The following is a 26,390-nucleotide window of genomic DNA, read 5'->3' on the forward strand; positions in this document are numbered from 1 at the left end:
TTTCAAACCGGTAATTGAATCTCAATCTTTGTTCCCTGCCCCGGCTTCGTTCTTATTCGAAATGTTCCTTTCATCAGTTCAATTCGTTCTTTCATACTTTTTAAACCAAGTGCTGAATCTCTTACTTTTTCTTTCACAAACCCCACGCCGTCATCTTTAATTTGAAAGTTCAACTTACTATTTTCCTTTTTTAAGCTAACAGACACTCTCTCACATGAAGCATGCTTTTTACAATTATGTAACGCTTCCTGGCTTACACGCCACAGCACTTCTTCTATTTCATCACCAATTGAAATAACCCCATCAATTTGAATTGCTACTTGAATACCTAATAACTTCCCGTAATTCTGTACTGCTTCTGCAAGCCCTTTCTCTAATTCTTCTGGCCGTAATTGCCAAATTAATAATGTCATCTCTTGCAGCGCTTCTTGCGATAATTCCCCTATGTAACTGAGCATCTCTTGCAGTTCTTTGTTCTTTGTCATATCAAGAGTCCCTCTAGCAGTTAACATAATTGAAAATAACAATTGTTTAACAGAATCATGCAAATCACGGGCGAGTCGATTTCTTTCTGCTATAACTACATATTTACGCTCTTTCTCAACTAGTCTAATTCGTTGTATTGTTGTTCCGATTTGGAATGCAATTGCTTCTAATAATGCTAGTTCTTCCTCTGAAAAATGCGTTTTATGAGGTGAAGCAACATTTAATAAACCGAACTTCTTTGCTCCAGCGCGAAGAGGAATCGTCGCATGATGTGTAATCTCTTCGGTCTCTCCCCAGTTATATTCAATGGCATCTTCAATTCGCTTACATTCAATGATATTTGTTGCCTTTTCTAAACGGCCATTCACAAATCGATTGATACACCAGCAATCCCCTTCACACATCGGCTTCTTTTCCTTCCATGTGAGCGCTGGTGGCAAATTCGTATCAACAAGCATCCGATGCGTTCCTTTTTCATCAATAAAAAAGATCCAGCCTGTTTGTAAATTCATAACTTGCAATAATGTATGTAATACTTTCTCCAACATTTTCTGTAAATTAGTTGCCTCATTTAACAACTCTGCAATTTCTTTTAGTGCTTCTAGACGCCGCATTTCCTTTTCATCATAATTCATGTTCATCACCAATTACCATTATAACATTAAGAAATTTCAAAATACTATAAATAAAAAGGAAGCTGAATATATCAGCTTCCTTACTCTATATCAATAACTTTTCGATTTGTGTTTTCCTCTTGTAGTTTAGGCAATGTAACAGTAAGAACACCGTCTTTAAATGCTCCCGCAATGTTTTCTTGATCCACATTATCTAATGTAAAACGACGAATGAATGACCCTGTAGAACGTTCTTTTCGAATAAATATGCCATTTTCATTTTGTTCTTCTACTTCATTATTTTGAGTAGCTTGAATTGTTAATACATCCTTTTCAAAATCGACTTGAATGTTTTCTTTTTGAAATCCTGATAAATCCGCTTGCACAACATATTTATCAGGTTTCTCTTGAACATCTACCTTAAAGCTGGTCATGTTCATTGGTTTAAAGAACGCATCTGTCATCACCTCAAATAAGGAAGATCCAAATCGGGCAACACCATTTTGACGATTTGCTAATTCTGGAAATAAATTATGCATTTTCTATTCCTCCTTATAGATATGAATGAAAGATTAACTCTTTCTGTTTTTATTATACCAAATGGTCAAAAAAGGTCAAAGTGTTTATTTGATGTTTTGATTATGTATTTTTTCAGTTCTAAATACAATACGATATGTGAAATTATTATTTCTAAATGATTAATATCTCATAAAAAACAAGGAAACTATATACATACTGCAGAATACATAATTTGAAATCTGAAATTCTTATTACTTTTGGAGATTACTATGGGATATATTGAAGATTTGCGCAAAATCGTTGGTCCACGACCACTTAATTTAGCAGGTGTTGCAGTTGCTGTTTTAAATGATCAAGGGCAAATTTTACTTCAGAAAAGACGAAGTGGTGTTTGGGGAGTACCTGGTGGATTTATTGAATTAGGTAAATCCACAGAAGATGCAGGAAGACGAGAAGTTCTCGAAGAAACAGGTATTGAGATTGGGAAACTTGACTTAGTAGATGTTTTTTCTGGAAAAGAATTTTTTGTGAAATTATCGAATGGTGATGAATTTTATCCCATCACCATCGCTTATATGAGTAAAGAAATAAAGGGGGGGATTTTACAAGCTGATGGCACAGAATCTTTAGAAGTGAAATTTTCCAGCTTGAATCAATTACCAGAAAATATTAGTCCTTTCATAAAAAAAATAATTCAACAACAAGTTGTATCCATATAAAACATAGATACTTATGCAAGAAGAGACCTTTCATTTTGAAGGCCTCTTCTTACATATAACCAGTCGGGAACAGACATAACCTTCATTTTCTTATCAACCTTCACTGCACTTCTGCATGTAAACAAGACTTAAAGTGCCCAATTGCAAACTCATGTCCTTGCTCATTAAAAGAGGCCACTGCTTTTTCATGTACAACGATGTGAAATCCTTTATTATAAGCATCCACCGCTGTATGGAGAACACAAATATCCGTACATACGCCAACAAGATGGACTTCTTGTACGCCTCGTTCTCTTAGTTTCATTTCTAAGTCCGTTCCAGCAAAAGCACTATAACGTGTTTTGTCCATATAGTATACATTCTCATTATCTTGATATTTTTCATATACCATTTGTAGCTCTCCGTATAAATCTCTTCCTTTTGTTCCCGCTATATTATGTGGTGGAAATAATTGTGTCTCAGGATGATAAGAATCATTCTTTTCATGTTTATCAATGGCAAACACAACATAATCTCCGTTTTCAATATACTGCTTCGTAATCGCTACAAGATGCTGTTCAATATCTTGTCCTGGCTTTCCACACGTTAAAGCACCATCTTCTGCTACAAAATCATATGTATAATCAATATTTATAAGAGCACGTTTCATCACTCGGTCTCCTCCCTACTCGTTTCACGCTAAACAATAGAAAACGTGTTTTTACGACGCAATATATTGTATTCGACACATTCAAACAAAACCCCTACGAAATATTTATAATATAGGTATATATATTGTCATTTTCATTTGATTTGGATATTTTGATTGCAATACATCGGTAATCTCAAAATCTGGCCCTTCTCTTCTTTCATAATTTGAGTTTAGTAACCATATACCATAAATATACCTTCTCGTATTTTGAACTAAATCAACAGAGCCATTTACTTTGAATTCAGCATATTTACCTTCTGGAATTTCAAAATTAACAAATCCATTGTCTAGTTTTGTGACGCTCTCCTTTACCTCTTCTCCAACAATGAACGAAAAGTTACCATCATCCTGAAAATTACATGAGATACCATATGACATATTAGGTGCAATTTTCTCAGGAATTCTTAAATAGTGTTCATTACTTCCAAAATCAAAATAAAATTTTGGAATTTCCTCAAAGTACTTTTCATTGTTTAGATTGGTTTTATATTCAAAACCGATAATATTCTTTTTACTTAATTGTACAATATTAGGTTTATTCATAATCAAGTCTCCCTTCATCTCCTTTTTATAGTCCAAAAAGTTCATCTTAGCTTGTAAATGTAAATCGATTTCTGACTTTCGATATTTAGCAGGAGTCATTCCAAAATAATTTACAAATGAACGTGAAAATGCCTCTTGGGAGTTATATTGAAAATCAATCGCAATTTCTAATATATTCTTTCTTGTTTCCCTTAATAAGATGGCAGCTTCAGATAGCCTCCTGTTTCTTATATATTCTTGTACAGAAAAACCGGTAATTGCTTGGAAAAGCCTTTGAAAATGAAACGGAGAAAAACAAAATTGCGAAGAAACTTCGACAATGTTAAATCTGTCCTGTAGATTGCTTTCAATAAATTCAATAGAGCTTTGTATTCTTTCGAAATAATCCATCTTCACACTCCCTCCTTGTAATCTATTTTATATTTTCATCAAAATATTTTTTGATAATTTGTGCTAATTCCTATTGTAACCTGTATTTATAAGATGAGAAACATATTATCATGTAGTATCAAATTCACATATAAAGTTGTATTCCATAGCAGATCCTACAATGGAAAGACGAATAAAAACAAAAAAGGTACACCACTCTTTAACGTGATGTACCTTTTCCCTCTAACATAGCGGAGTAGTATCATTTTACTGCGCGGGTTTATTTTCAAATTTAGCCTGTACAAAGTTAATAACTTTTCCTGCTGGATCATTATTTTCAAATTGAACTGCAGTTACCGTGTGTTGTCCTGTCTCTAAGGTTTTTTGTTTTAACTCTACTGTTGTCTGCGTCATTCTAGTAACATGATGTTTATCCTCAAATATATTATCTACGAACACAAATGTTTCTTTATCATTTTGAAAATCGGCAAGTTCTAATTCAAGTTGCTGAATTAGAGCATCCTTCTTTACAAAGACAGTTGGTATCTTCCCATCTTCAGAGGTACCATTTGGCGTGATTACTTTTACTTTCCCCTCACCAATCGGCATTGCCCCATCAGGAAAAGGAGTTACACTCTCATCACTTGCATTTACAACTTGTTCTTCTTTTACTGGTTGAGTTTCTTTTTTTTCGTTTGGAACACCACACCCAACCAATAACAAAGCAGACAATCCAGCGATTATGAATTTCTTCAAAATTCATCCCCCCTGTAAATTTATTCTTTATTTATTATACAAAAATAATTATCTTTTCTAAATTCAGTTTTTTAAACTTTCGTGAACAAACATTCTGTCCACCATTACTGTACCATACTTTCTTTTTTAACATCATTAATTTTTTCAAGAAATAATTAGAAATTCCTTCCTATTCTCCATTTTGGCCCATTATCACTTAAAAATATTCAGCTAAAAAAATAAAAAAAGACATCGGTACATCCAATGTCTTTTTTTACATAGCATCCTACAAAATAAACTTTGTAATATCTTCAACTTCTTTTCGAGTAAGTTTTTTCGGTTTATCTTTTGGATATCCTAGCGAAATTACCATATTGATTTGTTTCTCATGCTCAATTTGTAAATATTGTCGCAGTTCATTTTGAGCTAATAAAACAGGCCCTGTCATTGGGCAAGTCCCAAGACCTCTTGCATGTGCTGCTAACATTAAATTTTGTGCTGCTAAACAGCTACTCTTAATCCCCTCTTCTTCCCATACTGCATCTGGGACGAAGTCAATTGGATCAAATATCTTTTCACGAAACTTTGACTCATAAGGCGTTGCTAAACATACGATTAAGACCGGTGCATCAGAAAAAGCAGTTGCATATGGCCCAAACGAACGTGTAAGTAATTTGCCTGCTTTTTCTTCTCCTTTTTTCGTTGCTTCTTCAGCCAATTTATGTAAAGCATCCCATGTCATTTGCTCAATTTCTTTAATTTTATCTCGATTCATAATAACAATAAATTCCCACGTTTGCGAGTTCGTATCACTTGGTGCGTAACGAGCACAATCAATAATTTCTTCTATGTCACCAACAGATACTTCTTGTTCTGTAAACTTCCGGATACTGCGTCGTCCGTGAATCACTTCTTTAAATGCTTCATAGTTCATATACATAAAATCCCCTTTTACAACGTTTTCAAAAATTGTCCTACGCTTGATTATATCACGAAAAAAAGCTGGAGGAATACCAGCTTCATTTTCCTTGTACATTCAGTTTATTACGTTAAAGGTAGCAATACTTTCTTCATAAGCTTCTTGTAACTTCCTTGTAACAGGTCCTCGTTCACCCTGACCAAATGATTCATCTCCTATTTGAATAACAGGGAATATTTCAAGAGGCGTTGCTGTAAAGAAGCATTCATCTGCCCCGTATACTTCTTGTAATGAAAACTCTCGCTCTTCTACTTCAATATGTAGAGCTTTTGCTAATGAAATGACATGATGACGAGTAATTCCATGTAAAATAAGATGATCTGCCGGGTGCGTAATCACTTTATTATTTTTTATAATAAAGAAATTTGAATGGCACCCTTCTGTTACAATTCCATCTCGAACTAATATTGCTTCTTGATACCCCTCTTCATTAATTTTATTCTTAATCATAATATTAGGAAGAAGGTTTAAAGATTTGATATGGCAAAACTTCCAGCGAATATCTTCTTCCACTGTTACTTTTATTCCCTTTTCCATTACAGATACCGGTCTCGGGAATGCAACGATGTTTGCATAATAAGTTGCCTCTAGATTTGATTCATATACATGATTTCGCGGCTGCATACCTCTTGAAATTTGAATATACACATTCCCATCTTCTTGAAATTGATTTTTCTCAATTAATTGTTGAAGTTGCTCAATTAATTCTTCTTTTGTAAAAGGTGGAACAAGATGAATTTCTTTCATTGATTTAAAAAATCGCTCTAAATGTAAATCTAGTAAGTGAGGTTTCCCGTTGTATAAACGAAATACTTCATATATCCCATCTCCAAATTGTAGACCTCTCTCTTCTAATGCAACCATTGGCTGTTCTTCCTTCGTATTTAGAATTCTCCCATTAAACAAAATCCAATCTTTATGAACACTTTTCACCGTTTTTCCACTCCTTTACTTTTTATTAATTTTATTTTACAACTTCTTCCTGTTTAACAGAAAGAATTTTCTGTTATTTTTTCGGAGGTAAAAAAACACATCACCCTTTATGTACTGCACCCCAATTGTTAGACACAATTAACAATTGGAGGTGTAGTTTTTTTATGGCAAAGTTTTCATTAGAAGTTAAATTAGAAGCTATTCAGGACTATCTTGAAGGGGAAGAATCTTATAGAGCCATAGGCAATCGAATAGGTACGCATCATAAATCTATTATGAAATGGGTAGGTCTCTATAAAAAATATGGAATAGAAGGTTTGAGATCTAGGTATACAAATTACTCTGTACAATTTAAAATGGACGTACTTAACTTTATGAATGAAACAGGGACGTCTCTTTTAGAAACAGCTGTAATATATAATATTCCGGATCCAACGATGAAAAAAGAAACAAAGAAAGAACAGCCAGTAGAAGGATCACAAGAAGCATTATTAGCGGAAATCGAGCGTTTACGTATGGAAAATGCATATTTAAAAAAGTTGAACGCCTTAGTTCAAGAGGAGAGAAAATCTCAGATCGTCAAAAAGCGCAAGTAATTTATGAATTAAGGCATGTTTTTAAGGTAAGTCACTTAGTGAAAATAGCTGAGATTGCGCGTAGTACGTATTACTACTGGGTGAAACAATTTACTCGCCCTGACAAATACAAAGAAGTAAAAGAAATCATTAAACAGATTTTCGATGAACATAAAGGAAGATATGGGTATCGACGCATCACGTTAGAATTAAAAAATCGAAGTTACTCAATCAATCATAAAACGGTACGTCGTTTAATGATTGAGCTAGGTTTAAAATCTCTTGTCCGTATGAAGAAGTATCGTTCTTATCGTGGAAATGTTGGAAGAATTTCTCCAAATGTTCTTCAACGTGATTTTAAGGCTTCTAAGCCTAATGAGAAATGGGTTACGGATGTGACAGAATTCCATTTATTCGGGAAGAAGCTCTATTTATCGCCAGTTTTAGATCTCTTTAATGGTGAAATCATTGCTTATAATATAGAAACACGACCTGTATTTCCACTCGTTACAAAGATGTTAGATCAAGCGTTTGAGCGTTTAAACGAAGGTGATTCCCCTATACTCCATTCGGATCAAGGGTGGCAATATCAAATGACTCAATACCAGCACTTACTTAAAGAACATCAAATTACGCAAAGTATGTCCCGTAAGGGCAACTGTTTAGATAACGCAGTCATTGAAAATTTCTTTGGGTTATTAAAATCTGAATTACTTTATCTACAAGAGTTCGAAAGCATGGAACATTTTACTTTGGAATTAGAAAAATATATTTACTATTACAATCACAAACGTATTAAGATAAAACTAAAAGGATTGAGCCCTGTACAATACAGAATCCAATCCTTATTAGCTGCTTAGAATATTTGTCTAACTTTTTGGGTTCACTTCATTAATAGTGATGTGTTTTTCTACTCTACTTTACTTATTTCAAAAAGTATTTTTCAATGTCATCCAACATAAGATTTGCAGCTTTAATACCGCCTGCTGTATTCCAAATAACTTCATCTACTTCAAATACTTTATTATTTTTGGAAGCTTGTAGCTGTTTAAAGAGTGGGTCTTCTGTCCATTCTTTCGCTATTGTATTTCCTTCATTATTTTTATCAGCATTTTTATCCGATGTGAAATAGAATAAGTAGTCTCCATCCATATTCGGAATTTGCTCTTTTGTAACACCTTTTATCGCAAAGTCATCCTTATCTTGAAGTGGTGGTCGTTTAAATCCGATATCATTTAAAACAACACCAGAGAATGAATTCTTTTGATAAATACGAACATCGCCTGGAACGAAACGAATGATAGAAACTTTAGATGATACTTTATCTCCTAGTTTCTCTTTGATTCCTTCAATGCGCTTCTTATAATCAGCCAGCGCTTTTTGACCTTCTTTTTCTTTATTTACTGCTTTTGTGTATAACGCAAAGTTTTCTTTCCAATCTCCGCGTAGTGTTTCAGCATAAACAGTAGGTGCAATCTCTTTTAATTGTTCATATACCTTTTCATGACGCATTTTATTCCCAATAATTAAATCAGGCTTTAGTTTCATAATTGCCTCTAAGTTAACGTCACGCTCAGTTCCTACAACTTTTGTATCTTTCAATTCTTTTGCTAAGTGCGGATACCATTCATCACCAGCTCTTGGCTTTGTAGAACCAACCGGTGTAACTCCTACGGCTAAAAGTGCCTCAGCACCTTCATTTGTCAGGACAACGACTCTTTTAGGTGTCCCTTTAATCGTTGTTTCTCCCATCGCATGCTTAATTACATACGAATCTGTTCCTTTTGCTGCTGCATTCGTTTCTTTCTTCTCTTCTTTGCCACATCCTGCAATCATAACCATTAACATTACAATGCAGAGAATAAAGATATTTTTAGTCTGGATCATATTTCCTCCTGGATGAAATTGATTATCATTAACATTTTAAAGGTTAATGTATAGACTGAAAGTTGTCAATATATTTTTAAAAAACTTTTCTAGAATATATTTTCTCCAGTTCATCCTATCAATTAACTCGACAGATACGAAAAATAAACAGGCATACAAACGTAATTGTCATCCCAATCAATACATAACGTACATAATGCATATTTGGAATTTCCTTTTTTAACACGAATTGCATAGCTAGTACAATGATAAGTCCAATTAACACTTTTATAATTTGCAATATTAATATATTATTTTCTCACAAAAAGCCCCTCCCTCTATGTCCTTCTGTTTGCAAGACATTCAAGGCAGGGGGCATTTAATTTCATTGGTAATCGTTGATATTTTAATATTGATTGTACTCGATATAAGATGGGTCATAATAAATCCATTGATTGCCTCCAAGGTTTAGCCAACCATTTTGATTTGTGTATACTAAATACGATTCTGGAGGGTTTAGCTTTCGAATGACTGAAGATGACGTTGATGGACCGCTTCTTAAATTCACATTCGTTCCTTGAATATTCGCTACGCCAATCGGACTACCATCGCTATTTCCGTATTTCACATAATCAATATACGATGGATCATTATATACCCATTGCCCTGCCCCTAAATCTAGCCAGCCGTTACTTTCCTGATACACTACATACGATTCTGGAGCATTTAATTGACGAATGACTGAAGATGCTGTTGATGGGCCACTTCTTAAATTTACGTTCTTCCCGCGAATATATGCTACGCCTATTGTTTGAGGTGCTGGAGTTGGTGGTTTTGGGTTTGGGGGATTGGGATTTGCCGTTAACCCTAAAATTGCAACAATTCCTCTTGCATATGCTTGGCATAAATCTTCTATAAACTGCGGATTTTTTAATAAATTTGCATCAAAAGTTGTATCAATAAAAGCTGTTTCTGTTAATATAGCATCCATAGCTGTTTCCCTTAGTACTGCGTAATTTGCCTTTTTCGCACCACGATCACGCAAACCGTATTTCGTTAAAACAGGATTAACTGCTGCATGCATCTTTTGTTGTTTCGCTGCTGCAGAACTGCTATCTGATAGTCCGTTATAAATATAACTTTCAAAACCTGTTCCACCGCCACTATTAATATGAAATGAGATGAAAAAATCTGCTCCGAAAGAATTAGCAATATTCGCACGTTCAGATAATGCAATAAATACATCACTATCGCGTGTCATCTTAATATTAATTGTATAATTTGCAAGTAAAATATCTCGAACACGTCTAGCAATTTGAAGTGTTAGATTTTTTTCAATCAAACCGTTTCCAACAGCACCGGAATCGTATCCACCGTGACCTGCATCTATAATTAGCTTCATATACCATTTCCTTTCTGTATTTAATGGAGCTTATATTTATGCTCGTCCTATTTTATGTACAACATAAAGATTTGGTTACAAAACAAACAAAAAACCCCCTTATGTAAGGCGGTTTCCATCGTCCCGATTGAGCCAATTTAAAATAAATATGTACGACTGATAATGAATATGCCGGATACAAAATAAACAAACAAGAATAGCTATTCCAATTCCACTATATATTAAGCCAAACTTCAAAAAAATGTTCAACATTGGCGGAAAGTGGATTGTATTTTGTAATATATACAAAGTAAAAAACAGAATACAAAATACCGGAATGTATTGCCATTCATACGGTTTACGCTTTTTACGCATCATTTTCCGAATGAAAATTTGGCATAGTTCTGCTACTACAAAACAACCCCCTATTAGTAAAAAACCAGACGTCATCGTCATACATCCACCTGCCTTATGTTCATTTCTTCCCTTAGGTATCTCCTTTCCTTCTAAAAGCGTTTTATGTACATTTCACCATTCCATATAAAGCCAAGTCCCTCTATAAAAGATTTAGCTTGTTCAGTTAAATCCCCTTGTAACACCTGGATATCCTTTATATCTCTACGCTTCATCATTTCCTCAAATGTAAAATAAGCGTTTGTTCCATAGCCGTAACCTTGGTAATCAAAATGAATCATTAAATTAGATAATATCGCATGCTCACCTTGTGCCGTATAATCCATTACACCAATATATGTATCATCAACTTTTATACAATATTGAACTTCCTTCCTATTTAAACCATGAGAAACAAACATTTCTTTAACAACTTTTTTTGTCTCTGTATTCACTTTTTCAAACGTAATCATATTTTGTCCACCCTCTTATTCTTATTGTATCAAGCACAATACATATTTATGAAAAAAACCTTAAGATCGTATACGATCTTAAGGTTTTCCTACTTATACTAAGCTATACGCACGCTTTGTTTCTTCATGAAACTCATTTGTATCATATTTATGCTCAACATAAATTTGGTGCCATACCATAAATGCAAGTACTGTCCAAACTTTACGGCTATAATCGCCTTTATCTGCACAATGCGCTTCCAATAAGTTTAATACGTACTGTTTGTCGATTAAATGCTCTGTTTTGCTTTCTTTAATAATATTAACAGCCCAGTCGTGCATTTCATCTTTTAACCAGTGACGAATCGGCACTGGGAAGCCAAGCTTTTTACGATCTAATACGTGATCTGGAACGATTCCGCGCACTGCTTCACGTAAAATTGCTTTTGTCGTTCCGTTTGCAATTTTTAATTCTGTTGGAATTTTAGACGCAACGTCAAATACTTCTTTATCTAAGAATGGTACACGAAGTTCTAATGAATTTGCCATCGTCATTTTATCAGCTTTTAATAAAATGTCACCACGTAGCCATGTGAACATGTCGATGTATTGCATTTTGCTAACATCGTCATAATCTTTAATTTCATTATACAATGGTTTCGTGATATCCATGTAGTTAACACTCTCATTGTAATACTTCATTAATTCAGCTTTTTCTTCTTCACGGAAGATTTTCGCATTACCATAGTAACGTTCTTCAATTGGTGTACATCCACGCTCTAAGAAGCTTTTCCCTTTAAATCCTTCTTTAAGCGCACCACTTAATGCTTTTAAGACGCTTTTACCTGGAGTAGGGATGTAAGAGAACATTTTTAAAGAATTTGGCTCACGATAAATGTTATATCCACCAAACAGCTCGTCTGCACCTTCACCAGAAAGAACTACTGTTACATGCTTACGTGCTTCTTTTGCTACGAAGTACAATGGTACAGCAGCTGGATCAGCTAAAGGATCATCCATATGCCAAATGATTTTTGGGAATTCGTTCATGAATTCTTTTGCTGTAATAAAGACACTATGGTTTGTTACACCTAGTTTTTCTGCAGTTTCTTTTGCAACGTCAACTTCACTGAAGCCACGGCGTTCGAAACCAACAGAGAATGTTAAAAGATTTGGATTCATTTCTCTTGCAATAGAAGCAATGATAGATGAATCGATACCACCAGATAAGAATGAACCTACCGGCACATCACTACGCATATGAACTTTTACAGAATCATATAATACATCGCGAATCGCTTGAATGTGCTCCTCTTTCGTTGCATTTGAAGCATTGAAATACGGTTTCCAGTAGCGATGAATTTCCATCTCTTTACCGATTTCTTTTACAAAATAATGACCAGGTTCAATTTTGTTAATATCAGTTGTTAACGTTTCTGGCTCTGGACCATATTGATACGTAAAGTAATGTTGTAATGAAGTTGGGTTTACCCCTTTATCTTGCATTACATGCATAATACTTTTCTTCTCAGATGCAAAGAATGTTGTATCACCTTGCTCCGCGATATATAACGGCTTAATACCGAAATGGTCACGTGCACCGAAAAGTTTCTTTTCTTCACGATCCCAAATCATAAATGCAAACATACCGCGAAGGTAATCAACACATTTCTCTTTCATGTGTGCATACAAAGCAAGGATAACTTCTGTATCAGATTGCGTTGCAAACGTTGCACCTTTTTCAAGTAGCATTTCACGTAATTCTACATAGTTGTAAATTTCACCATTAAAAATAATTACATATCGATCATTTTCATAAGTTAGCGGCTGATGTCCTGCCTCTAAGTCAATGATACTTAAACGGCGGAAGCCAAATTGTACATGTTCGTCACGAAAATATCCTTCGTCATCTGGACCACGGTGGAAAATAATCGTGTTCATATTTTCAAATTGATGTTTTTCTGTTTCTGAAAACTCTCTAGGGTTTTCACATAAACATCCTACAAAACCACACATACTTCTTACCCTCTTTCAGTTTTCATTCTGTTTCTATACTACTATATCAACCCTATTTATACTAGCATAATCAACTCAATATGGCGACAAAAACTATAAAAAAATCACTCCATTTCACATTTTACCCATTTTTTTTGAGTAAACATGAAAAATAGGCACTCACATTCGCACACATTTGTCATATGATATTGCAAATTGATTTCTAGGAGGCAAAAAACATGAGTGATGAAAAAAAAGATTCTTCGTCTCGTCCACCAATTCGTAGTTACTTAAAACAAATTGATGATTTTTTTGAACAAACACCACTACGTGATGTAATTGCAGATATGAATCACTTTTTTCAAAAAGGAAACCGTTTATTAACATTCCCCGTGGACCTATATGAAGCTGGCGAAGAACTAGTCATAAAAGCAGAACTCCCAGGCGTTCAAAAGGAACAAATTCAAATAGAAATTCAAAGTGAATACTTAAAAATCTCTGTTACAGAAGACATCGTGGAAGAAACAAAAGGTGAAGTTTCACATAACTACTATCGTCGTGAGCGATCCATGTCAGGAGCTTCTCGTATGATTAAACTTCCATATTTAATTAGAAAAAAAGGTGCGAAAGCCTCCTATCAAAATGGCATTTTAGAAATACGTGCTCCAAAACTTCCACAACAGCACGATATTTTATCCATAGATTAACCATTATATATTTTTTCTATATACAAAAAGAAGGATGCTCAGCATCCTTCTTTCTTTTATCTCAATAACCGTTCCATATCACGTAAAATATCTTCATATGGTGTATTGCTAATTCCACTGTATTTCTTCATCACTTTACCCTCTTGGTCGATTAGATAAAACGATGTTCCATGCATAACTTGATCTGTATTATCTGGCTTATCTACAAGCGTTTGGAAATTATCCTTTGCGAATTTTTTCACATCTTCTAATGAGTATCCTGTTAGCAAGTTCCAATTACTCGTATCTTCTGTGAACTTTTGTATAAATGCTTTCAAATTCTCTGGCTTATCTACTTCAGGATCTACACTAAATGATACAAATTGAACATCTAATTTTTTTTCTTTCGCCATTTTTTGTAGCTTTGCCATATTAGCAGTCATCGGAGGACAAACCGTTTGACAATTTGTAAACATAAAGTCAGCTACCCATACTTTCCCTTTTAAATCTTTTGTTCCAAACTTTTTACCATCTTGATTTATGTATTGAAATGCTTCCAAGTCCCAATTTAATGGTTTACGGAGTTTTGATCCTGAGCCACATCCTGCAAGTATAAATAAGCAAAAAACAACTATGAGACCAATCAGCTTTTGATAACGCTTCATTTTCAAACCTCTCTTCCCTAAATTTACGTATGACATGTTTATCATAACAAAAGTAAACACTATGAGAAAATTGTTTATCCTATTTGTTCACGAAATCGTACGAATTTAAGTATGTTACTTCCTATTTTTGAGCGAATTACTAGACAAATGTTTTATTGTTTACTAATATTCTCTCCTTCTTGTCTCTTTACATAACAATTTTTAATACGTCACTCCTGTTTTTCTACTTTGTAAAGATGATCACACTATTTTTTACAATTTTTTAATCGTTAATCAATTTTCCTCACTTTTTTCCTTTACAACATTTCGGTACAATACAACTACAAAGATCTTAAATGAGGTGATGTTCATGGCAAAGCGCTATGAAAACATGGATAATGTTAGTACAAAAAAAACAATTCGTTCGTTTTTACGTTGGCGTAAAGAACGAAAACAAAGCAAAAAAGATTTTTCTTATCTAGTAGAACAATCACCTATCAAGCATGCTCAATTATTACGAACGAATACTGAAAAAACAACGATTACATGGATAGGTCACTCAACATTCCTTATACAAACAAACGGGCTCAACATTTTAACAGATCCAGTATGGTCAAAAAAAATAAAGCTTGTACCAAGACTAACGAGTCCCGGCCTTACATTACAGGAATTGCCCAAGATTGATATTGTCCTTATTTCACACGGTCATTATGATCATTTGGATTTTTCCACACTTCGTCAATTGAATTCGGATGTTCTATACTTAGTACCCACTGGATTAAAAAAATTATTTACCAGAAAAAAAATTATGCGAGTAGAAGAATATAATTGGTGGGAATCCACAAAAATTGATGATGTCGATTTTCACTTCGTACCAGCGCAGCACTGGACAAGAAGAGCATTGCTTGATATGAATACTTCCCACTGGGGTGGATGGGTTATCGATAACAGAACAACAGATGAAACGATTTATTTTTGTGGTGATAGTGGCTATTTCCGAGGATTTAAAGAAATTGGTAATCGATTTTCTATTGATATTGCCTTAATGCCTATCGGTGCATATGAACCAGAATGGTTTATGAAAGAATCACATGTTTCCCCCGAGGAAGCAGTACAAGCCTTTTTAGATATAAAAGCAATGCATTTCATCCCAATGCATTACGGTACATTCGCACTCGCTGACGAGACACCGAGAGAGGCGATTACACGACTTCGTAACAACTGGAATTTACGTATGTTACCTTGGGAACAACTTCACGTATTGTTTCTTGGTCAAACGTATATTTCTCCCCCATCAACAAATGAGAAAAAGGAGCATAAACAAACATTAGAGTATAACAAATCTCTTTAGAAATACATTATATAGAGAAAAATGAAAAGGGTGTTTTCATGGAAAAATACTTACAAACACGTTACTTCATTAGCGGAAGTGCCTTTATTACTCTTCTCATCTCATATTTTCTATACTAGTAAAAAAGCTACTTGAATGATTCATTCAAGTAGCTTTTTTTTACTCTGCTAAATACATAAAACCAATTGCTCCTGGTCCTGTATGAGTACTTATAATTGGAGTTGTATAAAAAATCTCTGATTGTGTGAATCCACTAACTTTTTCAACAGCTGCTTTTACACTTTCTGCTAGCGGAAGTGCTTTTGCATGTGGAATCGCAACTGCTTTTACTACTTTCCCAGCTGTATCTTGCTCAAATAATTTCGCTAAAGTTTTTACAATTTGCCCTTGGCTACGTACTTTTGTTACAGGGTTATATACACCATCTTCAAGGCTAGCAATCGGTTTAATATTTAATAATGAACCAATAAATGCTTTTCCTTTTCCAATACGTCCACCTTTGACTAAATTTTCTAACGTATCCACAACTACATATAAACGAGTATTTTTTCTTACTTCATCAAGACGTTTTAAAATATCTTCTAACGAGCGTTCTTCTTGTGCCATTTTTGCAGCTTCAAGTACTTGATATGCTAAACCATGAGTAATAAATTGAGAATCAACAACCGTAACCTTTGTTTCTGTCATTGATGCAGCACTATTTGCCGTTGCAACTGTACCACTCATTCCACTTGTCATATGAATAGAAAGCACCTGACTTCCATCTTCTCCTAGCTTTTCATACATCTCTACAAATGATCCCATAGCAGGTTGTGATGTCTTTGGTAATTCTTCTGATTTCGCCATTTCTTCGATAAATTCATCGGGTTGTAAATCTACTCTATCTAAGTATGTTTGTCCATTTACAGAAATAGATAATGGGATAACATGAATATCATATTTCTCAATCACATCTTGTGATAAATCAGCCGTTGAATCTGTTACAATTTTAATTTTTTGCATATTTTACTTCTTCCCTTTCCAATACGCTCTCCTTGTTATTATACTAGTATTCCTAATGCTTTCAACCATTTGAAAGCATTTTTCAGTAAAAATCTTCTGTTTTATAGCTAAAAAGAAAACGACAGAGCACATTTGCCCTGTCTTATTTTAGACTATGCATTTTTTTCAAGTGAATTTGTTTGATACACATTCGAATAGTCATTCCACTTTAAGCAACTTTGTAAATATTCGCGAAAAGAGTATGAGAATCTCGGTTGTTTTTGTTTTTGAATTTTGGCAATAAATAGTTGAAGACGTGACTGAATTAGAAATGCTAATGGATGTTGTGCTTGTAGGACAGGGATTTCAAATATTTTGACACAATTCCCTGTTGAATGGGTGAAATAAAAACTTTTCATAATCACGATATCAATCCTCTTTTTTATTGGATTTATAACTTCAGTATAAACTTACAATGGTGAAAAGTTTGTCTAAATTTCGGAGATTCTATAATTTTTTTCTTCTTTATATTGTATACGATTACAAGTATAGTATAACAAATAAATAAAAAAAGTGCCTTTATAATGAGGCACTTTTTGATTCTGTATTCATTTCTCGTTTTATTTTCCGCTTATAAACAAGCTTTGATGCTGTAATACTTAATTCATAAATTACAAGAAGAGGTACCGCTACTGAAAAATCAGAAATAAAGTCTGGTGGTGTAATACAAACAGCGATAACAATTAAAATAAAATACGCATACCTTCTCACTTTTTGAAGTGCTATTGGATTGAGGACCCCTATGCTTGTTAAAAACATCGCAACGACGGGAAGTTCAAAAATCACTGCAAACGGTACAGTCATATTCATCACAAATGAAAAATACTTTTCCGTCGTAAACATTGTTTGAAACATATCATCACCAAGACTCATTAAAAATTGCAAAACAAATGGTAAAATTAAAAAATAGCCAAAGCAAAGTCCGCCAATAAACAATAAAAATAATGCCGGTATATAAAGAATCGTCATTTTTCGTTCATGCTGATGTAATGCTGGTTTGACAAATAACCAAATTTGTAATGCTGCGATTGGTATTGTACATACAATCGAAAAAACAGCCGCTATCACAAAATAAATCCATAAAATATCACTCGGACCTAAAACAGTTAATTTCATATTTAAATCTTTTACGATAAAATTATATATTTCTTTCGTAAACGAAAAACCAATGACAATAAAAAATAGAAACGTCAGCGCTGTTATAATGAGTCGCTTTCTTAACTCACCAAGATGCTCTGTGACACTCATTTCTTGATTGCCCACTCTTATCACCACATTCCTTACTCACTGGAAAGCCATAAGCTCAAAATAATCTAGTGAAGCTTATTTCTTTCCCTCTGTATCATCATGCAATCCTTTTGTAGACTTTTTAAATTCTTTTAACGTTTCTCCAAATGCCCGTCCAATTTCAGGTAACTTTTTAGGACCAAAAATAATTAAAGCGAGTACCAAAATTAATATTAAACCTGGAAATCCAATGTTCATTGGCATATTTCTTCCCCCTTATTGTCGCTTAATTTCATTTTGTCAAAAAAGTTTGTAAACGTCAATGTATCCGCTATCTTTTGTCAAAAAAATTCAAAAATATAATCAATTAAACAATTTTCATTTTCTATTTCTTTCGTATATGATATTGTAAAAGAAAATACATCTTATTTCATCATGTGAGAAAGGATTCGACTCATGACTCAAAAAGTAACACGGATGACAAGGTTTGTAAAAGAAGAAATTGCCAACGCGATTACCCATGGCATCGGTGCCATTTTAAGTATTCCGGCTTTGATTATATTAATTATTCATGCCTCAAAGCATGGCACAGCTTCTGCTGTTGTTGGATTTACCGTTTACGGTGTAAGCATGTTTCTACTATATTTATTTTCGACGCTATTACACAGCATCCACCATCCAAAAGTAGAAAAGTTATTTACGATTTTAGATCACTCCGCCATCTATCTATTGATTGCTGGCACATATACACCATTTTTACTGATTACTCTGCGAGGTCCACTTGGCTGGACATTACTTGCAATTATTTGGACGCTTGCTATCGGTGGGATTATTTTTAAAATTTTCTTTGTACGACGTTTTATCAAAATGTCAACACTGTGCTACATCATTATGGGATGGCTCATTATCGTCGCCATCAAACCACTTTATGAAAACTTAACCGGGCACGGATTTTCACTATTGTTAATCGGTGGGATTCTATATTCCGTAGGAGCAATCTTCTTCCTTTGGGAAAAACTCCCCTTCAACCATGCAATTTGGCATCTTTTTGTATTAGGTGGTAGCACAATGATGTTTTTCTGCGTATTGTTTTATGTATTGCCTGTTGCATAAAAAAAGTCTCAGCTTTTTCAAGCTGAGACTTTTCTATTACTTATGTAATTGAGCTGCAATAATATCTTTCGTATACTGCGTTAGTTCTTTAACATCCATACTTGCATATTGCTCCGGTGTAATTGGTTTTGAAATGGTTACTGTTGCCTGCGCAGGCTTCATACAATTTCCATTTGCTTCAAACATCTTATATGTTCCATCCAGTGTTACCGGCAATATAGCCACACCCGATTTTACCGCAAGATGAAAACTCCCTGCTTTAAAATCTCCCATTTCACCGCCTTTACTGCGCGTTCCTTCTGGGAAAATTACAATTGAATGACCATTCTTTAATAATTCGATTCCATCTTTAATAGCTTGAAGAGACTGACGACGATCACTGCGATCCATAAACACACAATTCATCAATTCCATCCAAGTTGGTACAAGCGGAAATTTCTTAATTTCTGCTTTTGAAACAAATCCAATTGGTTTATTTAAGTACCCAAGTAAAACTGGAATATCCATGTCACTTTGATGATTACTTACAACAAGTACAGGCTTATCTTTCGGCACATTTTCAAGTCCGTTTACTTGTACAGTCGATCCGGCTACACGAACCATTTTCTTACCAAACCAGTTTGTTGTTTTATACACGAGGCGATCTTTTTCTTGTGGCGACATCGTATTTGCTTTACGCTTTATACGCCATAACCTCGGTGTAATACCAATTACAATTAAAATTAAATAAAAGATTTTAAAAAACGTTTGAATCATATAGAACCCCCACCTATTATCACTCCGTCATTCATTATACTAGACAAACGAAGGAAAAAGAAGAAAAAATGTCCAAACGACAAGCGTTTGGACATTTTTGAGTTTTCTATATTAGAAACGTTTTGCTACTTCACGTGCATTTGCAATTGCTGCTTCTTTAATTTCCTGTGCTTTTTCAGGATTTGCATTCATTCCTTCAACTGCAAGGTATTCTGTATCAGATACACCCATAAATCCTAATACAGCATTTAGGTGGTTACGACCGAAGTCCATTGCTGCGTAAGGTCCTTCAGAATATACGCCGCCTGTTGCCTGAATGTGAAGTGCTTTTTTACCTTCTAATAAACCAACTGGTCCGTTTTCAGTATATTTAAATGTTTTACCTGCGATGGATAAGTTATCTAAGTATGCTTTTACTACTGGTGGATAGCTAAAGTTCCACATTGGTGTTACAAATACATAGCGATCAGCATTCATAAATGTTTCTAGGTTTGTGTTCATTGCCGCGATTTTTTGTTGTTGACTTTCACTTAATGTTTCAAAACCTTCACCTGCTGCAAATTTACCCCAAGCAGCAAATACTTCAGCATCAATTGCTGGTACAGTTGTATTAAATAAGTCAATTGTTACTACTTCATCTTGTGGATGTTCATTTTTATATGCTTCGATAAAAGCTTCCCCTACTGCCATACCGAAAGATGCTTCTGCAGAGTTTGGATTTGCTGTAATAAATAGTACTTTTGTCATTTTTATTCTCTCCCTTAATGATTATCTTTAATTTGAGATTTTTAATTAAAAAGTAAATTACTTACCTTATGTAAGTAATAATACAAAAACATCTCCCTAATGTCAATAAAAAATAGCTACTTTTTTTTCGTAAGTTAATATAATTATTCATCACTTGTTTTTTGCCTCATATAGAAAAAGCTATCTCCTTTCGTGGAGATAGCTTTTTGTTAGCTATTACTTTTGAAAAATATGTTTCACTTTCTCACCCGGTACGTTACTTCCACCTCGACCTTTTACGTCCTCGATCATCATCGTTACAATCATGTTTGGTGAATTTGCATCAAAAGCAGCGAACCATCCAAGTTCTTTTCCCTCTGCTTCTTTTGATTCTTTTAACTCAGCTGTTCCCGTTTTTCCAGCGAGAGTCATTCCATCAATCTTAGCGATTTTCCCTGTACCATCTTCATCATTAATTACTTTTGTTAACGCATTTTTTAATATATCTTGGTTTCCTTTAGAAATTACATTTTCTTTCCAAGGTTTAGCTTGTTTATCATCTTTAATTAAGTGTGGAGACGGTATATCACCTTCATTTACAATTGGTGCATATGTTAATGCTAAATGAAGAGGTGTCATTAATACTTGGCCTTGTCCATACCCTGTATCAGCCATTTGAATATCATTTTTAATACCACCTTTTGCAATTTTTGAAACTGGGAATCCATATTCAATTGGTAATTTTTCATCGAATCCAAATTTCTTTGCTTCACTCATAAATTTATCTTTACCAATTTTTAAAGCTTCTTGTGCAAAGTAAATGTTATCAGAAAACTTCATTGCTTTGTCAAAATCAATTGGACTCGCATCTTTTACACGTGTTACATAATAATTTCCCCATGAAGAATCTTTTGTCCATTGTAATCCTTCTATTTTCAATTCCTCTTTTGGATCAATTGTTTTCGTTTCAAGACCGATTGCACCTGTAATTGGCTTAAATACAGATCCTGGTGCGGATGCTTGTGTAAAACGATTCGTCATTGGTTTTTTCGGATCATTAGCCCATGCTTCACGTTGTGCTTTTGATGCCCCTCTTACCATTACGTTTGGATTATATGCAGGACTACTTACAAGTGCAATTGTTTCACCAGTTTGTGGATTGATCGCTGCACTTGAACCAGCTTCTCCCTTCATTTCGTTAAAGATTTTTTCTTGAACTGTACTATCAATTGTTAAAGTAATATTTTTTCCATCTTTTGCTTCTTTTTTCGCTAAATCTTTTATTTCTTTTCCTTGTGCATCTTCCATGAAGACACGGCCACCCTTTTCGCCGCGCAATTCATCTTCAAATATTTGCTCTAAACCAGCTTTTCCAATTGGATCATCTGCTTGATAACCTTTTTTCTGAAGGGTCTTTAAGTCTTCTGCACTTACTTTTCCTATGTACCCCGTTAAATGCGCTGCCGCTTCTCCTAATGGATATGTACGAACTTTCACCGGGCGCGATGAAACTCCTGGCAAATCAATATAATCATTTTGCGTTGCACCTTCTTGTAAAATACCGATTGGCACAAAATAATCTGGTTTCACCCATTTAGCCGCAAGTTTTTGATCAATTTCTTCTACAGACATATTCAGTAGTTTCGCTACTGTTTCTTTTGTCTGCGGTGCAGCCTCTCCTAATTGTCCTGGAATGATTCCGATTTCAGATGCCGTTCCATTTGTTATAAGCCCTTTTTCATTACGATCATATATTTCCCCGCGCTTCGCTTGAAACGTTTGCATACGTATTTTACTGTCTTTTGTCATCCCCGGAAAAATAAAATCTGGAGTCCAATCTATTTTCCAAGATTCTTTATCTCCATCTCTCTCTTTCACAAGCTTTGCTTCGTGCGAAAAGGAAATTTTCCCACCAACTGTATCCATACTCACTTTAAAAGGAACTGGCCCTTTATCTGCTTTATCTTCTTTTACTTCTCCTGTTTCTACCTTCAGATTTTTAACTTCAATACCCGCATAAATCTTTTCGTACTTCTCTGTAAAATCTTTTTTTGAAATAGATTTTTTCGCATTTTCTGATAACAAATCATACATATCTGCAAATTTTTGTTTATTCCACGCTTTTGCATATGTATCAAATGCTTGTTCTGGCTTTTCTTCTTTACCGCATCCTACTAGCATGAGTATGAAGCAAAGAAAAAGCAGCCCCCATAGTTTTTTCAACCGATTCTCCTCCTTTAGCTAAGCAAAGAAATACTAAATATAAATCTTTCTTTTATGAATTTTTCCTAGGCTACTAATACTTACAGCCTCTACCATTATATCACCAAAAAAGTTCATTCATAAAGTTTTATCTTGTTATCCAAATAAAAAGATTGATGTGAACTCCACATCAATCTTTTTTATAATTATTGTTGTTTTTCATATATGTGATAGTAATATGTGTATGGATTCTTTTCATCCGTAACGCCTTTTTCTACAAAAACTTCTTTCCATTCTTTCATATTCATTTCCGGGAAGAATGTGTCTCCTCCAAATGAATGGTGAATCTTTGTGATATAAAGCTTGTTTACATATGGTAAAAATAATTCGTAAATTTGTGCTCCACCAAAAATGAAAATTTCTTCTTCATCTTTACAAAGCTCAAAAACTTCTTCTACAGAATGCGCAATTTCACAACCTTCTACATGATAATTCATATTACGCGTTACGATAATATTCCGTCTTCCTGGAAGTGGTCTTCCGATCGCTTCATAATTTTTTCTTCCCATAATAAGTGGGTGCCCCATTGTGGTCTTCTTAACATATTGCAATTCACTTGGTAAATGCCATGGTAGCTTATTATCCTTACCGATGACTTTATTTTCATCCATTGCGACCATAAATGAAATAATCATATTTTCATCTCCTTTTGCGTTTACACTGCGACAGGCGCTTTAATTGCAGGATGTGGGTCATAACCTTCTAACGTTAAATCTTCCATTTCAAAGTCAAAAACAGACTTTACATCTGGGTTTAATTTTAACATTGGGAATGGGCGTGGTTCACGAGCTAGCTGCTTTTCCACTTGCTCAAAATGATTTGTGTAAATATGCGCGTCTCCAATCGTATGAACGAACTCCCCTACTTCTAAACCACACTCATGCGCAATTAAATGTGTTAACAATGAATAGCTTGCAATATTAAATGGAATGCCAAGGAAAATATCACCGCTTCGTTGATATAACTGACATGATAGTTTTCCGTCTGCTACGTAAAATTGAAATAGCGTATGACAAGGTGGCAATGCCATGCTTGGCACATCTTCAGGATTCCAAGCAGAAACGAGTAAACGACGAGAATCTGGTGTTTTCTTAATCATTTCGATTACATCTTTTAACTGATCAATTGTCTCACCTGCTGTCGTTTTCCAAGCACGCCATTGTTTTCCGTATACATCTCCTAAATAGCCATACTGATTTGCAAAATCATCATCTTCTAGTACATTCTTTTTAAATAATTCCATTTGCTCATCGTATTGTTTCTTAAACTCTTCATCTTGCTGTGAGCGAAGTCCAAAGTCTGTCATATCTGGTCCTTCGTACGCATCACTTTCTACCCAGCTTTTAAACGCCCATTCATTCCAAATATTATTGTTATTTTGAAGTAAGTAGCGAATATTTGTATCACCTTTCATAAACCAAAGGAGTTCACTAGCTACTAAGCGGAATGGAACACGTTTTGTCGTTAATAAAGGGAATCCTTTGCTAAGGTCAAAACGCATTTGATATCCAAATACAGATACAGTCCCTGTTCCTGTACGATCTTCTTTTTTTGTACCATGCTCCATCACATGGCGGCACAAATTTAAGTATTCATATTCAGCATGTTTCATATGTAAGAAAAACCCTCTTTCGCATCTATTTCCTATAAGGAGTTTATCATACAAAAAATATTTCTGCATGCAAAATTCTCAGTAAGACTTATTGAAAAATATTTCGATATAGTAAGTATTGACAAAAATCTAATATGGAATATCCATTTTAATGATTCTTACAAAATTCTTAACTTTGCATCTTTTAAGAGGTATTTAACTCCTTATCAAAGAAACTATAGTGCGGAAGTATAAAATAATATTTGGAGGTTAGAAACATGTCTAAAATCGAAATCCCTGTTGTTAGTACATTACAATCAACAATTGAAAAAATGATGAAAGATTTAAATGTTCCGGGAGCTGCTGTTGCGATTATAAAAGATGGAAAAGTCATTGTTTCAGAAGGATTTGGCTATCGTAATTTGGAACAGAAAGAGCCAGTTACACCTCAAACTCGCTTTGCAATCGGCTCTGCGACAAAAGCGTTTGGTACACTTTCTTTAAGCCTATTAGCAGGGCAGAAAAAGTTTGATTGGGATGCTCCTGTTCAATCTTATATTCCTACATTCTCTTTATCCGATATATTTGCAAGCTCGCAAATTACAGCGCGGGATTTAGCTTCTCACCGCTCTGGCGTAAGTCGGCATGATGCTCTTTGGTACAACTCTTCCTTAACTCGAAAAGACATCGTTGAAAAAATAAAGCATTTATCACTCGATGCGCCATTTCGCACTGCTTTCTTATATAACAACTTAATGTATGCAACAATAAGCTATATAGTAGAAAACATTACAGATCAGACATGGGAACAATACGTCAAAGAACATATTTTAGAACCACTTCAAATGGAACAAACAAACTTCTCTGTCACTGATTCACAAAATACGAATGACTATGCATTGCCTTATGTTGAGAAAGATGAAGAAATAAAAGAGGTACCATTCCGTAATATTGATACAGTAGGAGCTGCTGGATGCATCAATTCTACAATCGAAGATATGGCAAATTGGGTGCTTTTCCATCTTAATCAAGGAAAAAGTGGAGAGCATGAATTACTATCTTCCGAATTACTACAACAAATGTATACATCGCACAACACAATTCCAGATCAACCGTTTTTATCAACACCTGAATCACCATTGAACAATTACGGTCTTGGCTGGTTTATTAGCGCTTATCGTGGCTATAAAGTGATTCATCACGGCGGAAGTATCGATGGTTTTACAGCACTTGTCTCATTCATTCCAAAAGAAAATATAGGTCTTGTCATATTAACTAACTCTGGAAGTACATTACTCCCTAATTATCTTGCAAATCAAATCTATGACGAACTTCTTGAGCTAGAAACCATTGATTGGCATAAGCGTGCTATAGAAGACACCACTAAACTGAAAGACATGATGAAAGAAGGAAACCAATCACTTCCAGAGCAAGTAAAAGATACCACACCTTCTCATCCATTAAAAGATTACACTGGCACATTCGAACACCCTGCTTACGGAACACTAGAAGTATATAAGCAAAATGAAGAGTTATATTTACAATTCACAGAAATGAAAGTACAGCTGAAGCATCATCATTACGACATGTTTTCTGCAACATTAGACTTATTCCAAATCGAAATGAATGTGCTGCTGTCTTACGAGATGAATACAAGCGGACAGTTCCAAACGATTCAATTACACGTACCTGCTATGTTAAGTACACAACCTCTTACATTCACAAAAGTGAAATAAAAATATA

Annotated in this window: 28 protein-coding genes; 6 read left to right on the plus strand and 22 right to left on the minus strand. The window is 34.5% G+C overall.

The annotated features are described in order from the left end of the window. Nucleotides 1-2: 2 nt before the first annotated feature. Nucleotides 3-1,121, minus strand: a complete 1,119-nt coding sequence (locus Y7E_RS0102285; protein ID WP_017149701.1) for a GAF domain-containing sensor histidine kinase — start codon at nt 1,119-1,121, stop codon at nt 3-5. Between the two features lie 80 nt (nt 1,122-1,201). Then, nucleotides 1,202-1,639 (minus strand): Hsp20/alpha crystallin family protein, encoded by a 438-nt coding sequence (locus tag Y7E_RS0102290; RefSeq protein WP_017149702.1) that lies wholly within the window; start codon nt 1,637-1,639, stop codon nt 1,202-1,204. Between the two features lie 249 nt (nt 1,640-1,888). On the opposite strand from Y7E_RS0102290, the gene Y7E_RS0102295 reads away from it, so the two are divergent. Next, a complete protein-coding gene (locus tag Y7E_RS0102295; protein ID WP_017149703.1) occupies nt 1,889-2,338 on the plus strand; it encodes an NUDIX hydrolase in 450 nt (149 codons plus the stop codon). A 100-nt stretch (nt 2,339-2,438) separates the two neighbouring features. Here Y7E_RS0102295 and Y7E_RS0102300 read toward each other — a convergent pair whose 3' ends face one another. The 5 genes from Y7E_RS0102300 to dat form a co-directional block, all read right to left on the minus strand. Continuing rightward, nucleotides 2,439-2,987 (minus strand): cysteine hydrolase family protein, encoded by a 549-nt coding sequence (locus tag Y7E_RS0102300; protein WP_017149704.1) that lies wholly within the window; start codon nt 2,985-2,987, stop codon nt 2,439-2,441. Between the two features lie 105 nt (nt 2,988-3,092). Next, nucleotides 3,093-3,962, minus strand: coding sequence for an AraC family transcriptional regulator (locus tag Y7E_RS0102305; RefSeq protein WP_017149705.1), 870 nt, complete (start codon nt 3,960-3,962; stop codon nt 3,093-3,095). A gap of 246 nt (nt 3,963-4,208) precedes the next feature. Then, complete coding sequence (locus Y7E_RS0102310; RefSeq protein WP_017149706.1) at nt 4,209-4,697, minus strand: hypothetical protein; 489 nt, start codon at nt 4,695-4,697, stop codon at nt 4,209-4,211. 265 nt (nt 4,698-4,962) lie between these two features. After that, nucleotides 4,963-5,610 (minus strand): nitroreductase family protein, encoded by a 648-nt coding sequence (locus Y7E_RS0102315; protein WP_026049059.1) that lies wholly within the window; start codon nt 5,608-5,610, stop codon nt 4,963-4,965. A gap of 102 nt (nt 5,611-5,712) precedes the next feature. Further along, nucleotides 5,713-6,588, minus strand: a complete 876-nt coding sequence (dat, locus tag Y7E_RS0102320; protein ID WP_017149708.1) for a D-amino-acid transaminase — start codon at nt 6,586-6,588, stop codon at nt 5,713-5,715. Nucleotides 6,589-6,752: 164 nt separating this feature from the next. Here dat and Y7E_RS31285 point away from each other — a divergent pair. Further along, nucleotides 6,753-8,023, plus strand: a protein-coding gene (locus Y7E_RS31285) for an IS3 family transposase (protein ID WP_087957740.1) whose coding sequence is annotated in 2 segments (ribosomal slippage) — nt 6,753-7,119 and nt 7,119-8,023 — 1,272 coding nt in all. Because the reading frame shifts where the segments join, the coding sequence is not laid out codon by codon here. A gap of 64 nt (nt 8,024-8,087) precedes the next feature. Here the strand turns inward: Y7E_RS31285 and Y7E_RS0102335 are convergent. The 5 genes from Y7E_RS0102335 to asnB all read right to left on the minus strand — a co-directional run bounded on the left by Y7E_RS0102335 (nt 8,088) and on the right by asnB (nt 13,271). Further along, on the minus strand, nt 8,088-9,050 hold the full coding sequence (locus tag Y7E_RS0102335) for an ABC transporter substrate-binding protein (RefSeq protein WP_017149711.1): 963 nt from the start codon (nt 9,048-9,050) through the stop codon (nt 8,088-8,090). Nucleotides 9,051-9,435: 385 nt separating this feature from the next. Continuing rightward, nucleotides 9,436-10,431, minus strand: a complete 996-nt coding sequence (locus Y7E_RS0102345; protein ID WP_017149713.1) for an N-acetylmuramoyl-L-alanine amidase — start codon at nt 10,429-10,431, stop codon at nt 9,436-9,438. Nucleotides 10,432-10,530: 99 nt separating this feature from the next. Continuing rightward, nucleotides 10,531-10,866 carry a hypothetical protein gene (locus tag Y7E_RS34135; protein WP_026049061.1) on the minus strand — a complete coding sequence of 112 codons (336 nt, stop codon included), beginning with the start codon at nt 10,864-10,866 and terminating at the stop codon, nt 10,531-10,533. 50 nt (nt 10,867-10,916) lie between these two features. Beyond that, nucleotides 10,917-11,276: a GNAT family N-acetyltransferase gene (locus Y7E_RS0102355; protein WP_017149715.1), complete on the minus strand. Its 360-nt coding sequence runs from the start codon at nt 11,274-11,276 to the stop codon at nt 10,917-10,919. Nucleotides 11,277-11,369: 93 nt separating this feature from the next. After that, complete coding sequence (gene asnB, locus Y7E_RS0102360; RefSeq protein WP_017149716.1) at nt 11,370-13,271, minus strand: asparagine synthase (glutamine-hydrolyzing); 1,902 nt, start codon at nt 13,269-13,271, stop codon at nt 11,370-11,372. Between the two features lie 218 nt (nt 13,272-13,489). Between asnB and Y7E_RS0102365 the strand changes: the two genes are divergently transcribed. After that, nucleotides 13,490-13,957, plus strand: a complete 468-nt coding sequence (locus Y7E_RS0102365; RefSeq protein WP_017149717.1) for an Hsp20/alpha crystallin family protein — start codon at nt 13,490-13,492, stop codon at nt 13,955-13,957. A 56-nt stretch (nt 13,958-14,013) separates the two neighbouring features. Here the strand turns inward: Y7E_RS0102365 and Y7E_RS0102370 are convergent, their stop codons facing one another. Continuing rightward, on the minus strand, nt 14,014-14,601 hold the full coding sequence (locus Y7E_RS0102370) for an SCO family protein (RefSeq protein ID WP_017149718.1): 588 nt from the start codon (nt 14,599-14,601) through the stop codon (nt 14,014-14,016). 349 nt (nt 14,602-14,950) lie between these two features. Here Y7E_RS0102370 and Y7E_RS0102375 point away from each other — a divergent pair, with 349 nt between their 5' ends. Then, a complete protein-coding gene (locus Y7E_RS0102375; protein WP_017149719.1) occupies nt 14,951-15,931 on the plus strand; it encodes an MBL fold metallo-hydrolase in 981 nt (326 codons plus the stop codon). Between the two features lie 159 nt (nt 15,932-16,090). Here the strand turns inward: Y7E_RS0102375 and Y7E_RS0102380 are convergent, their stop codons facing one another. The 4 genes from Y7E_RS0102380 to tatA all read right to left on the minus strand — a co-directional run bounded on the left by Y7E_RS0102380 (nt 16,091) and on the right by tatA (nt 18,463). Further along, nucleotides 16,091-16,933: a DegV family protein gene (locus Y7E_RS0102380; protein WP_017149720.1), complete on the minus strand. Its 843-nt coding sequence runs from the start codon at nt 16,931-16,933 to the stop codon at nt 16,091-16,093. Between the two features lie 152 nt (nt 16,934-17,085). After that, nucleotides 17,086-17,337: a DUF2535 family protein gene (locus Y7E_RS0102385; RefSeq protein ID WP_017149721.1), complete on the minus strand. Its 252-nt coding sequence runs from the start codon at nt 17,335-17,337 to the stop codon at nt 17,086-17,088. Nucleotides 17,338-17,491: 154 nt separating this feature from the next. Next, complete coding sequence (gene tatC / locus Y7E_RS0102390; RefSeq protein ID WP_081584529.1) at nt 17,492-18,220, minus strand: twin-arginine translocase subunit TatC; 729 nt, start codon at nt 18,218-18,220, stop codon at nt 17,492-17,494. 75 nt (nt 18,221-18,295) lie between these two features. After that, nucleotides 18,296-18,463, minus strand: coding sequence for a twin-arginine translocase TatA/TatE family subunit (gene tatA / locus Y7E_RS0102395; protein WP_017149723.1), 168 nt, complete (start codon nt 18,461-18,463; stop codon nt 18,296-18,298). Between the two features lie 192 nt (nt 18,464-18,655). Here tatA and trhA point away from each other — a divergent pair, with 192 nt between their 5' ends. Continuing rightward, a complete protein-coding gene (gene trhA, locus Y7E_RS0102400) occupies nt 18,656-19,312 on the plus strand; it encodes a PAQR family membrane homeostasis protein TrhA (RefSeq protein ID WP_017149724.1) in 657 nt (218 codons plus the stop codon). A gap of 36 nt (nt 19,313-19,348) precedes the next feature. Here trhA and Y7E_RS0102405 read toward each other — a convergent pair whose 3' ends face one another. From Y7E_RS0102405 to Y7E_RS0102425, 5 genes are all read right to left on the minus strand, one after another. Next, the gene (locus Y7E_RS0102405; RefSeq protein WP_017149725.1) at nt 19,349-20,068 is read right to left on the minus strand and encodes a lysophospholipid acyltransferase family protein; all 720 of its coding nucleotides are present in this window, start codon (nt 20,066-20,068) and stop codon (nt 19,349-19,351) included. A gap of 111 nt (nt 20,069-20,179) precedes the next feature. After that, nucleotides 20,180-20,815 carry an FMN-dependent NADH-azoreductase gene (locus Y7E_RS0102410; protein WP_017149726.1) on the minus strand — a complete coding sequence of 212 codons (636 nt, stop codon included), beginning with the start codon at nt 20,813-20,815 and terminating at the stop codon, nt 20,180-20,182. Between the two features lie 216 nt (nt 20,816-21,031). Next, nucleotides 21,032-23,017 (minus strand): penicillin-binding transpeptidase domain-containing protein, encoded by a 1,986-nt coding sequence (locus tag Y7E_RS0102415; protein WP_017149727.1) that lies wholly within the window; start codon nt 23,015-23,017, stop codon nt 21,032-21,034. 185 nt (nt 23,018-23,202) lie between these two features. Next, nucleotides 23,203-23,691, minus strand: coding sequence for a dihydrofolate reductase (locus Y7E_RS0102420; RefSeq protein ID WP_017149728.1), 489 nt, complete (start codon nt 23,689-23,691; stop codon nt 23,203-23,205). A 20-nt stretch (nt 23,692-23,711) separates the two neighbouring features. Then, on the minus strand, nt 23,712-24,668 hold the full coding sequence (locus tag Y7E_RS0102425; RefSeq protein ID WP_017149729.1) for a thymidylate synthase: 957 nt from the start codon (nt 24,666-24,668) through the stop codon (nt 23,712-23,714). Nucleotides 24,669-24,925: 257 nt separating this feature from the next. Here Y7E_RS0102425 and Y7E_RS0102430 point away from each other — a divergent pair, with 257 nt between their 5' ends. Next, on the plus strand, nt 24,926-26,383 hold the full coding sequence (locus Y7E_RS0102430; RefSeq protein ID WP_017149730.1) for a serine hydrolase: 1,458 nt from the start codon (nt 24,926-24,928) through the stop codon (nt 26,381-26,383). Nucleotides 26,384-26,390: the final 7 nt, after the last annotated feature.

It is taken from the genome of Bacillus bingmayongensis, from assembly GCF_000299035.1.
In the GTDB taxonomy this organism is placed as follows: domain Bacteria; phylum Bacillota; class Bacilli; order Bacillales; family Bacillaceae_G; genus Bacillus_A; species Bacillus_A bingmayongensis.

Bases quoted from the DNA above. Each gene is read 5' to 3' on its own strand.
- Y7E_RS0102425 (WP_017149729.1), bottom strand. From the start codon at position 24,668: ATGAAACATGCTGAATATGAATACTTAAATTTGTGCCGCCATGTGATG.
- tatC (WP_081584529.1), bottom strand. From the start codon at position 18,220: ATGAGTGTCACAGAGCATCTTGGTGAGTTAAGAAAGCGACTCATTATA.
- Y7E_RS0102355 (WP_017149715.1), bottom strand. From the start codon at position 11,276: ATGATTACGTTTGAAAAAGTGAATACAGAGACAAAAAAAGTTGTTAAA.
- Y7E_RS0102290 (WP_017149702.1), bottom strand. From the start codon at position 1,639: ATGCATAATTTATTTCCAGAATTAGCAAATCGTCAAAATGGTGTTGCC.
- Y7E_RS0102295 (WP_017149703.1), top strand. From the start codon at position 1,889: ATGGGATATATTGAAGATTTGCGCAAAATCGTTGGTCCACGACCACTT.
- Y7E_RS0102410 (WP_017149726.1), bottom strand. From the start codon at position 20,815: ATGACAAAAGTACTATTTATTACAGCAAATCCAAACTCTGCAGAAGCA.
- Y7E_RS0102285 (WP_017149701.1), bottom strand. From the start codon at position 1,121: ATGAATTATGATGAAAAGGAAATGCGGCGTCTAGAAGCACTAAAAGAA.
- asnB (WP_017149716.1), bottom strand. From the start codon at position 13,271: ATGTGTGGTTTTGTAGGATGTTTATGTGAAAACCCTAGAGAGTTTTCA.
- Y7E_RS0102305 (WP_017149705.1), bottom strand. From the start codon at position 3,962: ATGGATTATTTCGAAAGAATACAAAGCTCTATTGAATTTATTGAAAGC.
- Y7E_RS0102365 (WP_017149717.1), top strand. From the start codon at position 13,490: ATGAGTGATGAAAAAAAAGATTCTTCGTCTCGTCCACCAATTCGTAGT.
- Y7E_RS34135 (WP_026049061.1), bottom strand. From the start codon at position 10,866: ATGACGATGACGTCTGGTTTTTTACTAATAGGGGGTTGTTTTGTAGTA.
- Y7E_RS0102420 (WP_017149728.1), bottom strand. From the start codon at position 23,691: ATGATTATTTCATTTATGGTCGCAATGGATGAAAATAAAGTCATCGGT.
- Y7E_RS0102430 (WP_017149730.1), top strand. From the start codon at position 24,926: ATGTCTAAAATCGAAATCCCTGTTGTTAGTACATTACAATCAACAATT.
- Y7E_RS0102375 (WP_017149719.1), top strand. From the start codon at position 14,951: ATGGCAAAGCGCTATGAAAACATGGATAATGTTAGTACAAAAAAAACA.
- Y7E_RS0102300 (WP_017149704.1), bottom strand. From the start codon at position 2,987: ATGAAACGTGCTCTTATAAATATTGATTATACATATGATTTTGTAGCA.
- Y7E_RS0102405 (WP_017149725.1), bottom strand. From the start codon at position 20,068: ATGATTCAAACGTTTTTTAAAATCTTTTATTTAATTTTAATTGTAATT.
- Y7E_RS0102345 (WP_017149713.1), bottom strand. From the start codon at position 10,431: ATGAAGCTAATTATAGATGCAGGTCACGGTGGATACGATTCCGGTGCT.
- trhA (WP_017149724.1), top strand. From the start codon at position 18,656: ATGACTCAAAAAGTAACACGGATGACAAGGTTTGTAAAAGAAGAAATT.
- tatA (WP_017149723.1), bottom strand. From the start codon at position 18,463: ATGCCAATGAACATTGGATTTCCAGGTTTAATATTAATTTTGGTACTC.
- Y7E_RS0102315 (WP_026049059.1), bottom strand. From the start codon at position 5,610: ATGAACTATGAAGCATTTAAAGAAGTGATTCACGGACGACGCAGTATC.
- Y7E_RS0102380 (WP_017149720.1), bottom strand. From the start codon at position 16,933: ATGCAAAAAATTAAAATTGTAACAGATTCAACGGCTGATTTATCACAA.
- Y7E_RS0102370 (WP_017149718.1), bottom strand. From the start codon at position 14,601: ATGAAGCGTTATCAAAAGCTGATTGGTCTCATAGTTGTTTTTTGCTTA.
- Y7E_RS0102335 (WP_017149711.1), bottom strand. From the start codon at position 9,050: ATGATCCAGACTAAAAATATCTTTATTCTCTGCATTGTAATGTTAATG.